Origin of the sequence: Clostridium thailandense, assembly GCF_019207025.1 — a bacterium.
Classification (GTDB): domain Bacteria; phylum Bacillota; class Clostridia; order Clostridiales; family Clostridiaceae; genus Clostridium_AM; species Clostridium_AM thailandense.
In genome coordinates this window covers 1-12,917 of sequence record NZ_JAEEGC010000048.1, presented here as the reverse complement: position 1 = coordinate 12,917, position 12,917 = coordinate 1, and the positions used below count along the sequence as shown (strand labels likewise).

13 protein-coding genes are annotated in these 12,917 nt (G+C 33.5%); 10 read left to right on the top strand and 3 right to left on the bottom strand.

Annotated elements, in window-relative coordinates; all coding sequences use genetic code 11:
- Positions 1-396 precede the first annotated feature (396 nt).
- Positions 397-996, bottom strand: coding sequence for a TetR/AcrR family transcriptional regulator (locus tag I6U48_RS11420; RefSeq protein ID WP_218320591.1), 600 nt, complete (start codon positions 994-996; stop codon positions 397-399).
- Between the two features lie 446 nt (positions 997-1,442).
- Between I6U48_RS11420 and I6U48_RS11415 the strand changes: the two genes are divergently transcribed.
- From I6U48_RS11415 to I6U48_RS11375, 9 genes are all read left to right on the top strand, one after another.
- Positions 1,443-2,423 (top strand): HlyD family secretion protein, encoded by a 981-nt coding sequence (locus I6U48_RS11415; RefSeq protein WP_218320590.1) that lies wholly within the window; start codon positions 1,443-1,445, stop codon positions 2,421-2,423.
- A gap of 4 nt (positions 2,424-2,427) precedes the next feature.
- A complete protein-coding gene (locus I6U48_RS11410; protein ID WP_218320589.1) occupies positions 2,428-3,081 on the top strand; it encodes an HlyD family secretion protein in 654 nt (217 codons plus the stop codon).
- Between the two features lie 16 nt (positions 3,082-3,097).
- On the top strand, positions 3,098-4,633 hold the full coding sequence (locus I6U48_RS11405) for a DHA2 family efflux MFS transporter permease subunit (protein WP_218320588.1): 1,536 nt from the start codon (positions 3,098-3,100) through the stop codon (positions 4,631-4,633).
- 258 nt (positions 4,634-4,891) lie between these two features.
- Positions 4,892-5,914 (top strand): FecCD family ABC transporter permease, encoded by a 1,023-nt coding sequence (locus I6U48_RS11400; protein WP_218320587.1) that lies wholly within the window; start codon positions 4,892-4,894, stop codon positions 5,912-5,914.
- The gene (locus tag I6U48_RS11395) at positions 5,911-6,690 is read left to right on the top strand and encodes an ABC transporter ATP-binding protein (protein ID WP_218320586.1); all 780 of its coding nucleotides are present in this window, start codon (positions 5,911-5,913) and stop codon (positions 6,688-6,690) included. Before I6U48_RS11400 ends, I6U48_RS11395 begins: the two co-directional genes overlap by 4 nt.
- A gap of 59 nt (positions 6,691-6,749) precedes the next feature.
- Positions 6,750-7,829 (top strand): ABC transporter substrate-binding protein, encoded by a 1,080-nt coding sequence (locus I6U48_RS11390; RefSeq protein ID WP_218320585.1) that lies wholly within the window; start codon positions 6,750-6,752, stop codon positions 7,827-7,829.
- An 80-nt stretch (positions 7,830-7,909) separates the two neighbouring features.
- Positions 7,910-8,602, top strand: a complete 693-nt coding sequence (locus tag I6U48_RS11385) for a GTP-binding protein (RefSeq protein WP_218320584.1) — start codon at positions 7,910-7,912, stop codon at positions 8,600-8,602.
- Complete coding sequence (locus tag I6U48_RS11380) at positions 8,599-9,618, top strand: ATP-binding cassette domain-containing protein (protein ID WP_218320583.1); 1,020 nt, start codon at positions 8,599-8,601, stop codon at positions 9,616-9,618. The genes I6U48_RS11385 and I6U48_RS11380 overlap by 4 nt, the downstream gene beginning before the upstream one ends.
- Positions 9,619-9,636: 18 nt before the next feature.
- Positions 9,637-10,407, top strand: coding sequence for a DUF364 domain-containing protein (locus tag I6U48_RS11375; protein ID WP_218320582.1), 771 nt, complete (start codon positions 9,637-9,639; stop codon positions 10,405-10,407).
- A gap of 389 nt (positions 10,408-10,796) precedes the next feature.
- Here the strand turns inward: I6U48_RS11375 and I6U48_RS11370 are convergent, their stop codons facing one another.
- Together I6U48_RS11370 and I6U48_RS11365 are read right to left on the bottom strand one after the other, a co-directional pair.
- Positions 10,797-11,003 (bottom strand): DVU_1557 family redox protein, encoded by a 207-nt coding sequence (locus I6U48_RS11370; protein WP_218320581.1) that lies wholly within the window; start codon positions 11,001-11,003, stop codon positions 10,797-10,799.
- A 2-nt stretch (positions 11,004-11,005) separates the two neighbouring features.
- Positions 11,006-11,281, bottom strand: coding sequence for a hypothetical protein (locus I6U48_RS11365; protein ID WP_218320580.1), 276 nt, complete (start codon positions 11,279-11,281; stop codon positions 11,006-11,008).
- Between the two features lie 105 nt (positions 11,282-11,386).
- Between I6U48_RS11365 and I6U48_RS11360 the strand changes: the two genes are divergently transcribed.
- Positions 11,387-12,688, top strand: coding sequence for an alkaline phosphatase family protein (locus tag I6U48_RS11360; protein WP_218320579.1), 1,302 nt, complete (start codon positions 11,387-11,389; stop codon positions 12,686-12,688).
- Positions 12,689-12,917: the final 229 nt, after the last annotated feature.

Genomic DNA, 12,917 nt, shown 5'->3' with positions numbered 1-12,917 from the left:
TCATTAAATTTATTGGAAGACCAATAAATAAAATTGAGGGGGGCTGTCGCACTATAGATGTCCACCAACGAAAGTTGAATTATGCTCCGGGAGATATTTCCAGGCTTCAACACTATAAAAACTTCTTATCAATCTAAAGCTCAGTATTTTGAAAATCTAAGAACCTTTGATAAACTCGTGCCTCAAACATATCAAAGGTCCTAAGATTTTCTAAAATACTTCGCTAAGATTGATTAAGAAGTTTTTATATGTGTCTTCAGCTCTGGAAACATCTCCCTGCGCATAATTCAACTTTCTGGTGTATTTCTAATAGTGCGACAGCCCCTTTTATTTTAAGCAATACTATTTACCAATCCACATATCAGTAACATAAACATTTGGGTCAGTAAAACTTATCTATGAATGTTGAATGCCTCTTATTAGCAATTCAACGTAGTCATATCTAGTCATTTTATCTTTATAGTTTAACTCGGAAATAAACTTGGCATGATCATTTGCCAGTACAGGAAAAATCATACTGCCAATTATCTGCAACGCCATCAGAGATAAAGTATGATTGTCTTCAATACCTGTGGCATCCTTCAAAACATTTTTTATACTGTCCGAACCTTTCTGGCGAATAAACATCATATATTCAGATTCGTGAGTTCCGTTGTATATAAGTTGGTTAACAAAATTTTTAAATACATCAGGATATTCTACACTAATGTCTGAATAGCTTCTAAGAAAAATTCTTAACTTATCTATTGGAGCAGTTTGAGAATCATCAAGAAGTTGAAAAGAATTCATAAATTTGTTAGTGATACATTTTAGGGCTTCATTAATAACGTTATCCTTTGAGCCAAAATGATAGTTAATAGATGCCACATTAACATCCGCGATATCTGCAATTTTCCTTATGGTGACGTTTTGAAATCCGTCTTTTCCAATAATATAAAGGGTTGCATTTAATATTCTATCCTTTGAGCTTGGAACATCTTTAAAATTATTTTTCATATTAACCTCCAAATACCTTTTTAAATATAAAGCTTTCACTTTTTATTTATAGGCATCCACCGCCGACACTTAACATATCCCTGCGTATAAGTTAAGTGTCGGTCATGGTTATCTATAAAAGGTATATGCAATTTTTATATATTTTTAATCAGTGTTTAATAATATGTTTTAAAAATATATTACTGTTTTATATAATTTTTGTCAATAAGCGTAATAAAAATAAAATATTTATGTAACAAAATAGAAGTACTTAAAATTGCTTATATGATAGTATATTAAAGAAATATTGCATATTGATTTTTATACTTTAACAAATTTTTTGTTAAAGATTTAATTGACAAACAATGGTTAAAGTATTAGTATTGATTTAAACAATAATTTAAACAGTGTTTAAAAATTCGTTTTTAAGATATCAATTAATTTTGTTTTATTAGAGGGGGATAAAAATGAAGAAATCTGTAACATTACTATTAACACTTGCAATACTACTTACTGGATGTTCATCTGGTAAAAGTACCATTACTGAATCAGCTAAAGTAGATTCTGCATATCAAGATAAGTATTTATTGAGTGGAAAAATTCAAGCAGATAACTCAGCAAATGTATCATCTAAAATTAATGCAAAAGTAATTCAACTTAATGTAGATATAGGTAGTAAAGTAAATGCAGGGGATACTATTATCTATCTAGATACGAAAGACCTTGAGGCACAATTAAAACAAGCAGAAGCTTCTGTTGGGACAGCTGAGGCTAATTTAGACAAAATTAAGGCTGGCTCAAGATCAGAGCAAATTGCTTCATCACAAGCACTTGTGGAGGGAGCTAAAACAGCTTATGAGGTAGCTCAGAAAAATTATGATCGTCAAAAGCAATTATTACAAGGTGGAAATACGGCTCAAGTGAATCTTGAACAAGCAGAACAGGCACTTGCTAGTACTAAGGCTCAATATGATTCAGCGGCTGAAAGTCTAGCAATGTTACAAAATGGATCAACACAAACGGATATAAATGCAGTAGCAGCTACTGTAAAACAAGCAGAAGCTGCAGTTGAGATTGCAAAAACCTCAATAAGTTATGCGAATATTACTGCACCTATATCGGGAACAGTTACTGCTAAAAATATAAATGAAGGTGAAATGTCAGGAATTGGACAGCCTCTTATTACAATCGTAGGTGGTAATGAGCTGCACATAGACAGTTATGCACCGGAGGATATACTTCCTAAACTAGAAGTTGGGCAGAAAGTTAAGATAAAGATAGTTGAGTTTCCTGAAAAAGCATTTGAAGGAGAAATTTCAACAATAAATGCTCAGATAGATTCTCGTAACAAAAGTGCTTTAGTTAAAATAGCTCTTAAAGATGACAGTAACATTTTAAAGCCTGGAATGTTTACAGAGATAGCGTTAAAAAATAAGGAAGGTGAATAAAAACATGAAGGAAAATAAAAAGAAGATATTGATTCCAGTCTTTTTACTAATGATTTTGGCTGTAACAGGAATAGTTTTGTATTACTGGTACGATAATGCTTATTATGTTTCAACAGAGGATGCAACTATTCAAGGAGATTTAGTTAAAGCAACACCACAAATTTCAGGAAAGCTTTTAGAAATAAATATCAAAGATGGGCAATCTGTTGAAAGAGGGCAGATAATAGCAAGACAGGACTTGAATACTCTTCCTGATACAAGTATGGATTTATCAAATGTAAGAGCTCCTATTAGTGGAATCATATTAAAAAAGCAGGGAACAGTCGGAGAAATGGCTGCTCCAGGACAAGCGATTGCTATAATGGTAGATCCATCAGCAATTTATATAACTGCGAACATAGATGAAACAAAGCTTAAGAAGGTAAAGCTTGGGCAAAATGTTGACATTAGTGTAGATGAATATGATGGCTCAAAAATTACTGGAAAAGTTATTACTATTGGTGACTATGCTAATTCTGCCTTAGCTGTTATACCTACATCAAATAGTGGAACCTTTACCAAGGTCACACAAAAAATTCCTGTAAAAATAGCGCTGCCGAAGACCAATTATAGATTATTACCTGGAACAAATGTTGTTGTTAGAATACATGTTAAATGAAAAGGGGTAGATTTTAATGGAGAAGGATTTTAAAGCAGATTCATATAGATGGTTTGCTCTGGCAGCAGTAGTTATGGGGACATTCATGGCAATTCTTGATACTAGCATAGTAAACATAGGAATACCTAAGATGATGGCGGTTTTTAATGTATCACTAGATGAAGTGGAGTGGGTTCTAACGGCGTATACACTAACTTTAGGCGCTATTGTACCTCTTACAGGATTTCTTTCAGAAAAGTTTGGAAATAAGAGATTATACATTTTTGCATTAGCATCATTTACTCTAGGTTCATTGCTTTGTGGTGCAGCATGGAGTAACTCGACTATGATAGCATTCCGTATATTGCAAGCTCTTGGTGGTGGAATGATTATGCCTGTTAGTATGTCTATTATTTTTCAAATGTTTGATGTAAAAGAACGAGGCTTAGCTTTAGGATTTTGGGGAATAGCAACTATGGCAGCTCCTGCTATAGGGCCTACTCTAGGAGGTTTTATTATTGAAAAGCTAGATTGGAGACTAATTTTTTATGTCAATGTTCCTATAGGTATCATGGCTGTAATTTTATCATCAATTTTACTTCAAGAATTTCCTCATAAGTCATCACAAAAGCCTGATATTCTAGGTTTCGTATTTTCAACAGTTGCTATTGTAAGTGTTTTGTATGTTCTAAGTGAAAATCCTATAGATTGGGGAGAGGTAAAGAATCCTATACTTATGACAGTAGGAATTTTTAACTTTATACTGTTTATTATAAATGAACTAATAGTTTCGGAACCGTTGATGAACTTAAGATTGTTGAAAGATCTAAATTTTTCTTTTTCGTTAATTGCACTAACATTAGTAAATATGAGCTTGATGGGTGGTGTATATGCAGTACCTTTGTTTCTTCAAAGACTTAAGGGATATACAGCTATGCAAACGGGCATACTAATGTTTCCATCTGCAATTGTCACTGGCCTTATGATGCCTATAAGCGGAAAACTTGTTGATAAAATTAATCCTAAAATAATAATACTTCCGGGTTTACTCTTGCTAGGAGCATCATCATATAAGTTAGGACAAATAGATTTAAATACTTCCAGTGAAATGATCAATTTACTTTTGATACTTCGTGGCGCTGGACTCGGATGCACTATGATGCCTCTTACTACTTTGGGTATGAACGTTTTACCAAAGAGATTAATAAATCAAGGTTCAACGCTTCAAAATACTTTTAAACAAATAGCTGGTTCTGTTTCAATAACTATGATGACACTTTCTCTTACAAGTAAAATGGATATTTATTATTATAGATTATCAGAACAGGTAACATCTTTTAATAGTTCTGCTATGGCATTTTTAAATCAAATTCAAAGTAAATTAATACAAAATGGAACATCATCGGCAGATGCGCAAATTCAGTCTTATAGTACGATTATAGGATTACTTAAGAAACAAGCTTCTTCAGATGCTTTTGATTATATATTAATGCTATGTGCCAGCTTTGTATTAGTAGCATTGATTGCAACCTTACTAATAAGTAATAAAACAGAAAAGAGCAGGTATTTATAATACAGTATAATTTATTGGATCTTTAGGTTATATAAATGTTAATTTTTCTAACAATGTTCATTAATTGTACGAAACTATTTACAAACTACGTATTTACATGAAATGCGGTATTATTATAGAATTTTTAGTGAAACCATAATGTAGAAATATCTTTAAAATTTTAGAATGTTTAGCTATAAATGTATTAATTAAAGTTTATGTTGGTATATGTATGCTTACAATATAATACTAAAATTAAAAGAAAGAGGGAAAGGAAGTATGCAAAAGATAAAGGCGGCTAATGCCTATAATTTTAAAATTCTTGTTCTTGTAGTTATTCTTGTATTAGTTATTATAGCTTCCTTCCAGCTTGGAAGATATCCTATCTCACCTAAAGATCTTTTTGGTATTTTGATTTCAAAATTTTATCCAGTTAATCACTTTTGGACTGACCAAATGGAGGCTATTCTCTTTAACGTTCGTCTACCGCGTATTATATTAGCTTGTCTTGTTGGATGCTGTCTTTCTGCAGCAGGCGCATCCTATCAGGGAGTTTTTCAAAATCCGATGGCATCACCAGAGGTTCTAGGAGCTTCTGCTGGTGCTGGCTTTGGTGCAGCATTAGCTATCTTTTGTTATGGGAATAGCAAGATGATTATAGTAAGTGCTTTTTGTTTCGGACTTCTGTCTATTGCTATTGTTTACTTCATTGGAAAAAGAACTAAAGGTAATAATATATTGGGATTAATCCTATCAGGAATTATGGTAAGCGCACTTTTTAAAGCAGGAACTTCTTATATAAAATTGGTTGCAGATACTAATGACCAGCTGCCTCTTATTACATATTGGCTAATAGGGAGTCTTGCAGGAGCTAAAATGAGTCAGATTCAACTTGTAATAATTCCTATGGCATTAGGAATTATTGTCCTCTTTCTCTTAAAATGGCAGCTTAATGTCCTCACTATGGGTGATGATGAGGCAAGAACTATAGGTGTAAATGCAAAGCGAATTCGCTTAATTATTATTGTTTTTGCAACCATGGTAACAGCAGCCAGCGTATCAGTCAGCGGCATGGTTGAGTGGGTAGGTCTGGTTATACCTCATCTGACAAGAAAAATTGTAGGAGATAACTATAAATATCTCATGCCTGCTTCAATGATATCAGGAGCAATTTTTCTTCTGTTAGTTGACGATGTTTCAAGAAACTTACTGGCTTCAGAAATCCCGCTAGGCATACTTACTGCATTTATTGGAGCACCTTTTTTCATATACCTTATTACAAGAAAGGAGGAAACATATTGAGCATTGAAGTGTCCAAGCTTTCTTTTAGCTATGGAGATCAGTTGATTTTTGATGATATAAGTTTTACAGCTCACGATAATCAGTTGTTATCCATTATAGGATCAAATGGAGCAGGAAAAAGTACAATGTTTCGCTGCATGCTTGGCTTGTTAAATGGTTACGAAGGAAAAGTGCTCTTTAATGGCACTGATATCAAAGGCCTAAGTATAAAAGAAATGGCTAAGCTAGTTGCATATATTCCTCAATCTCATTATCCATCCTTTAATTTCAGTGTTTTTGATATGGTTCTTATGGGAACAACCACTCAGGTTTCTTCTATTGCAAGTCCTGGTGAAAAACAGATTAGGAATGCTCAAGCAGCCTTGGAGAGAATGGGAATAGAGCATATAAAAAACAGAGGCTACACTCATATAAGTGGTGGTGAAAGGCAGCTTGTCTTAATTGCTCGTGCATTAGTACAGGAAGCTAAGGTTCTAATTATGGATGAACCTACAGCAAATTTGGATTTTGGTAACCAGATTCGTGTTATGAGTGAGATAAAATCTCTAACCAGAGATGGATATACAATTATTCAATCAACACATAATCCTGAACAAGCGTTTCAGTTTTCAGATTCTGTTCTAGCACTTAAGAATGGAAAGATACTAGCAGGTGGTGCACCAGCTGATATTTTCACAGAACCGTTGATTCAAACATTATATGGTATAGATGTTGAGATGCAGACTTTATATGAAGGCAAGGTAAAGGTTTGTATACCAAAATGCGTTATTTATTGAAGACTATGACTAGTATTGATAAGGTCTTAATTATAATTAAATTATGAGGGGGAATTGAAATGAGAAGGACAAAACTCTTCGCAGTGCTGCTTGCGATTTGTCTTATGATATCTGCGTTTGCTGGATGTAGCAAAAGCAATGAGCAGGCTAATAAGAGTGAAAGTAGTACTGCTTTTACAGACTCTGCAAAGCGTCAGGTAAAACTTCCAGCAAAGATTACCAAAATTGCACCATCTGGTTCTCTTGCTCAAATTGTACTTTTTGCTTTAGCGCCAGACATGCTCGTAGGAGTATCAGATAAATGGTCTGAAGAAGCTAAAAAGTATCTAGATCCTAAATACGCAAATCTTCCTGTAGTTGGACAGTTTTATGGTGGTAAAAACTTAAATATTGAGGAGATCGCTAAACTAAGTCCACAGGTTGTTATTGATGTTGGAGAAGCAAAATCTACTATTGTGGAAGATATGAATAGTATATCAAGTAAGGTGAATATTCCAACTATTCATATTGATGCAACTACAGCTACTATGCCTGAGGCTTATAGAACACTTGGTAAATTGCTAGGCAGAGAGGCACAAGGAGAAGCTCTAGCACAGTATTGTGAACAAACTTATAAAAAAACTCAAGACATTATGAATGCTGTAGGTGACAACGGAAAGGTCAAAGTTTTATATTGCTCTGGTAAGGACGGTCTTAATGTACTTGCAAAAGGTTCTTTTCATGCTGAAATTTTAGATAAAGTTACTAATAATGTTGCTGTTCTAAAAAAGTTCTCTAGTAGTGGAGCTGGAGACCCGGTGGATATAGAGCAGATTGCTTTATGGAATCCTGATGTAATCATATTTGCTCCAGGCAGCATTTACAGCACTGTGGGAAGTAATCCAGCTTGGCAGAAGCTTAATGCAATTAAAAAGGGAAAGTATTACGAAGTTCCAAATGGTCCATATAATTGGATGGGATCTCCTCCATCAGTAAATCGTTATATGGGAATGATTTGGATTACACAATTACTATATCCAGAAAAGGCTCAATATGATGTTTATAAAGAAACAGTAAAATATTACGATTTATTCTATCACTGCAAGCTGACAGAAGATCAATATAAAGCTTTGGTAGGAAATTCTTTGCTTAAAAAATAATAGTTAAAACAATTAAGAATAACAAAATTATGTGGTATCATAATATTGTTATTCTTATTACTTATATGAGGAGGATTAAAATGAAACTTATAACTGTTGCTGGACCACCATCTTCAGGAAAAACCTCTGTTATTTTAAAGCTGATTGAGTGTATGGATATGCCAAAGAGAAGTGTTGGAGTTGTAAAGTTTGATTGTCTTACTTCCTTTGATAACTTACGATATATTGAAGCAGATATTCCTGTAGTTACAGGATTTTCTGGTAAAATATGTCCGGATCACTATTTTGTTACTAATATTGAAGATGCGGTGCAGTGGGGAGTGGAATCTGGCTTTAATATGCTAATAACAGAGAGTGCAGGCTTATGCAATCGATGCTCACCATATATTAAAGGTATACTTTCAGTGTGTGTAATAGACAATTTATCAGGTATAAATACTCCGAGAAAAATAGGTCCGATGCTGAGATTTGCTGATATTATAGTTGTAACAAAAGGAGATATTGTTTCTCAGGCGGAACGTGAAGTGTTTGCTTTTAATATAAAACAGACAAATTCATCTGCAAAGATTGTATTTGTTAACGGTATTACTGGTCAGGGTACATTTTTGCTATCAAAACATTTGCAGCAAACTAGGGATATTAATACCCTTAAAGATATGAAACTTAAATTTACAATGCCTGCAGCAATATGCTCTTATTGTACAGGTGAAACGAAAATAGGAGAATCATATCAAATGGGAATGATGAAGAAAATGGAGTTTAAAAAGATATGAAAACACAAGAATTAATGGATTACATAAATCAAAAAAGTATTCAAGAGGTAATAGATACATATCCTATTGCTGCAGATTTTCTTGCTAATTTTCGTTTAGATGACATTCCTAAAAAACTTTCACTTCTTCAAGGACTTGAAGAAGTAGCCGAAGAAATACTAAATGAATTTGGCTTGGACAGGTATAGTATTTTATTAAAGCTTTGTGATTTTATTCAAACTTTTACTCAAACGGAAACTTTATCTACTAATGTTTCATCTATAACAATTATAGGTGGTTTTAATAAGTCAATGGAAGCTGAAAATATTGAACTTCCTATTCGTATCGGAGAGGTTATAAGCATTGTAGGCCCAACTGGATCTGGTAAAAGCAGACTTCTAAGTGATATTGAGTGTCTTGCTCAAGGAGATACTCCAACAGGTAGAAGGGTGCTGGTAAATGGAGCTGAAGTTGATGAACTTCAGCGATTTGAAATGGAAGGCAAACTGGTGGCACAGCTTTCGCAAAATATGAATTTTGTTATGGATTTGACTGTTCGTGAATTCTTAGAGATGCATGCAAAGAGTAGGTTGACACCCAACATTAATGAGGTAGTTGAAAAGTGTTTTAAGTGTGCCAATCATCTGGCTGGTGAAAAATTTCTTGAAAATACAAAAGTTACACAACTAAGTGGTGGGCAATCCAGGGCTCTTATGATTGCAGACACTGCTTATATAAGTAAGTCACCTATTGTGCTAATTGACGAAATTGAAAATGCGGGAATTGATAGGCGCCAGGCTATAGAGTTTTTGGCAAAAAAAGAAAAGATAATTTTGGTTTCTACCCATGATCCACTACTAGCTATTAGTGCAGACAAACGCATTGTTATTAAAAATGGTGGCATACACAAAATTATAGAAACCTCTGATGCCGAAAAACAAAGTCTCACAGCTATCGAAAAACTTGATAACACGTTGATGATGCTTAGAAGCAGGCTGCGGGTCGGTGAAATTATAACAGAAGATTTATTAAAATAGTGAAAAGGGGAGTATGTTATGTGGGAAATATATGATGATTTAATAAATGGAATTCCAGAGGATTTCATAGTAGATGAGCTTATAACTGGAAGTATAACCTCCTATGTTAGAAGTGGACAGGGATCAGGAATTGCTAGTTTTCGTTCTTATGAAACTAGAATGCCTATGTTTACAAAAAATTTAATTGGAGCCACACTACGCGAGATAGCAGTCTGTGCAAAGTCATGGAACTTTGTTGAAGCATCTATAGGAGTTGCTGCAATAAATGCTTATTATAACAATCCTGAAGTGGCAAGAAAAAATGGAGTTGAATTTTCAGAGTCAAATCGAGTTGAGGACAGGTTATTTGATCCTTTTATTATGTCTCAGAATGATATAAGGGATAAAAAGGTTGTTGTGGTTGGGCATTTTCCACATCTAGAAAATCTGTTTGAGCCAATATGCGATTTATCCATTATTGAATGGGAAGCAGATGATGGGGATTACCCTATATCCGCAGCTGAGTACTTGCTGCCAGAGAGTGATTATGTATATATAACTTGTGCATCTATTATGGACAAGACTTTTCCTAGATTGCTGGAGTTGTCAAAAAACGCTAAACGAGTTACCATGGTAGGACCTGCGACTCCGCTGGCGCCTGTGTTATTTGATTATGGAGTTGATGAACTATCTGGATTTATGATTAAGGATCATCAGCGTGCATTAAGGGTTATTTCGGGTGCTGAAAAAGTAAGAATATATACTACAGGTCAAAAAGTTAACTTCAAAAAAAGTCAGAGAGTTGGGTAATGCATAAGGCTTCATACAGGAGCTGTTGAACTTATAGACAAACACGGCCGACACTTAACTTATACTCCGGGATATATTGGCATTCTTCCGGCACAATAAATACTTTTGATAAGTCTAAAGCTCATTATTTTGAAAATCTAAGAATCTCTGATAAACTCGTACCTCAAACATATCAGAGATTCTTAGATTTTCTAAAATAATTCGCTAAGACTTATAACAAAAGTATTTAAGTGTACCTTCCAGAATGTCAATATATCCCTGCGTATAAGTTAAGTGCCTGGTGTGGTTATCTATATAGATACCTATACCAGACATTTAACATATCTCAACTCTTTGGTCTAGTTTTTTATAAGTGCGACAGCTCTTGATGGATAATTTTAGAAAAATTATTATTTATCTTCTAATCCTTTTTCCACCTCAAGCATTTTTCCCAGTGCCAAATCTTCATCTATTAATACCATTTTGCACTCTGGACATTGCATAAGTTCTACCTCGAAATTTCCTCCAAGATATACAACTTTTACCTTATTAAGCTGGAGTTCTTTATTGCATTTATCGCAAATCCAAGGGGTTTTTTCTTCTTTAATTATTTTCATAACTATCCCTCCACTACTTCCATCCTATGGGTGTAGACATTATGAACAAATAATTCATCAGTTCTCTCTTCATATTCCACCCAATATGTTAAATTATCAATTCTCATTCTTGTCAAATAGTGTGAGTTTTGCGGATTACGAAATCTTTCTTTATTTGTCTCAGCATTAAAAAGGGCTTTTTCTAAATCTTCTACAAGAATTAACTTTTCTACTATTTGATTTTGCACACTATCAGATATGGTTACATTTAAGCTATAATTCGTATTTAAATCTTCCATTTCTTAATTCCTCACCGCCTTTAATAAATTTATTTTTCAATATCTTATTATATAATATACTTTGAAGATTAAAAAATAATTAAGACTAGAGGAAGTGAATGAAATATGAAAAGATTAACTAAATATTTGTATGTATTGTCTTTTGATGGTTTATCTACATTGGATTTTAACTATATTTCAACCTTACCTAATTTCAAAAGTTATATTGAAAAAGCGGCTTACTCAAAACAGGTTTATAGTGTTTATCCTAGTCTTACTTATCCTGCTCATGCTACTATAGTTACAGGAAAATATCCTAAGAACCATGGAGTAATAAATAATACTTTACTGCAGATAAACCGTAAATCTCCTGACTGGTATTGGCAGAGAAAATATATAAAGGGAGAGACACTTTATGATTTAGCAATAGACAAGGGAATCAAGGTAGCAGCATTACTTTGGCCAGTTACTGGAAAGTCAAGAATTCAATACAATTTACCTGAAATATTTGCAAATAGGCCCTGGCAGAATCAAATTTTTGTATCTTTGATGAATGGAAGTCCAATGTATCAGTACATATTAAATAAGAAATTTGGATATTTGAGAAGAGGCTTAAAACAACCTTATTTAGATAATTTTGTTCATGCCAGCTTGTTGAATACTATAGAAGAAAAAGATCAGGAACTTGTTTTAGTTCATTATACAGATTTGGATACCATGAGACATCATCATGGTTTTTATTCTGAAGAGGCAAGAGAGGCCTTAGAGAGACTTGACCAAAAGTTGGGAGATATAATTAATGCAATGAAAGACAAATGTATATACGAAGAAAGTACTTTAGTAGTTTTAGGAGATCACAGTAGTTTGGATGAGGATAAAATAATTAACTTAAATGTTTTACTGAAAGAAAAAGGATATATTAACGTAAAGAATACAAATATTATAGATTACAAAGCTATAGCTAAAAGTTGTGATGGTTCTGCTTATTTATATGTAAAGGAAGATAAATTGATTGAAGAACTTAAAGAGTTACTTTATGATTTTAATGAACAAGAAGAATGTATTGAGAATATATATTCAAGACAGGATGCCGAAAAACTAGGAGCTGATCCAAAATGTGCTATGCTCATTGAAGCAAAAAAGGGCTTCTATTTTCTAGATGAAGCAGAAGGGACGGTTATTAAACAAATTCAACCGGGAGAAGCTGGAAGATTACCAGAAGTTACTGCTGCGACCCACGGATACTCTCCATTAAAAGAAAACTACACCACTGTGTTTATGGCATCAGGAAAAGGTATAAATAAAGGTAATATAATTGAAAAGATGAATTTAGTAGATGAAGGGCCAACTTTAGCTGCGCTTTTAGGGATTCAATTTAAAGAGTGTGATGGAAAAGTATTAAAGGAGTTCATTCAACTTGATTTATAATAAGATGATGCAAGAAATAATTGGGATGTTGTGATATATAGATAAACACGGCCGACACTTAACTTATGCTCCGGGATATATTTACATTCTTCCAGCACGATAAATACTTTTGACAAGTCTAAAGCCCATATTTTTAAAAAAGCTAAGAATCTTTGATAACTCGCTCTGCTCAAACAATCAAATCTTCTAAGCTTTTTCAAAAATATGAGCTAAGACTTGTATCAAAAGT

Excerpts from the sequence above, each read along its gene's own strand:
- I6U48_RS11365 (WP_218320580.1), bottom strand. The coding sequence starts at position 11,281 with ATGGAAGATTTAAATACGAATTATAGCTTAAATGTAACCATATCTGAT.
- I6U48_RS11405 (WP_218320588.1), top strand. The coding sequence starts at position 3,098 with ATGGAGAAGGATTTTAAAGCAGATTCATATAGATGGTTTGCTCTGGCA.
- I6U48_RS11385 (WP_218320584.1), top strand. The coding sequence starts at position 7,910 with ATGAAACTTATAACTGTTGCTGGACCACCATCTTCAGGAAAAACCTCT.
- I6U48_RS11370 (WP_218320581.1), bottom strand. The coding sequence starts at position 11,003 with ATGAAAATAATTAAAGAAGAAAAAACCCCTTGGATTTGCGATAAATGC.
- I6U48_RS11390 (WP_218320585.1), top strand. The coding sequence starts at position 6,750 with ATGAGAAGGACAAAACTCTTCGCAGTGCTGCTTGCGATTTGTCTTATG.
- I6U48_RS11380 (WP_218320583.1), top strand. The coding sequence starts at position 8,599 with ATGAAAACACAAGAATTAATGGATTACATAAATCAAAAAAGTATTCAA.
- I6U48_RS11410 (WP_218320589.1), top strand. The coding sequence starts at position 2,428 with ATGAAGGAAAATAAAAAGAAGATATTGATTCCAGTCTTTTTACTAATG.
- I6U48_RS11360 (WP_218320579.1), top strand. The coding sequence starts at position 11,387 with ATGAAAAGATTAACTAAATATTTGTATGTATTGTCTTTTGATGGTTTA.
- I6U48_RS11400 (WP_218320587.1), top strand. The coding sequence starts at position 4,892 with ATGCAAAAGATAAAGGCGGCTAATGCCTATAATTTTAAAATTCTTGTT.
- I6U48_RS11415 (WP_218320590.1), top strand. The coding sequence starts at position 1,443 with ATGAAGAAATCTGTAACATTACTATTAACACTTGCAATACTACTTACT.
- I6U48_RS11420 (WP_218320591.1), bottom strand. The coding sequence starts at position 996 with ATGAAAAATAATTTTAAAGATGTTCCAAGCTCAAAGGATAGAATATTA.
- I6U48_RS11375 (WP_218320582.1), top strand. The coding sequence starts at position 9,637 with ATGTGGGAAATATATGATGATTTAATAAATGGAATTCCAGAGGATTTC.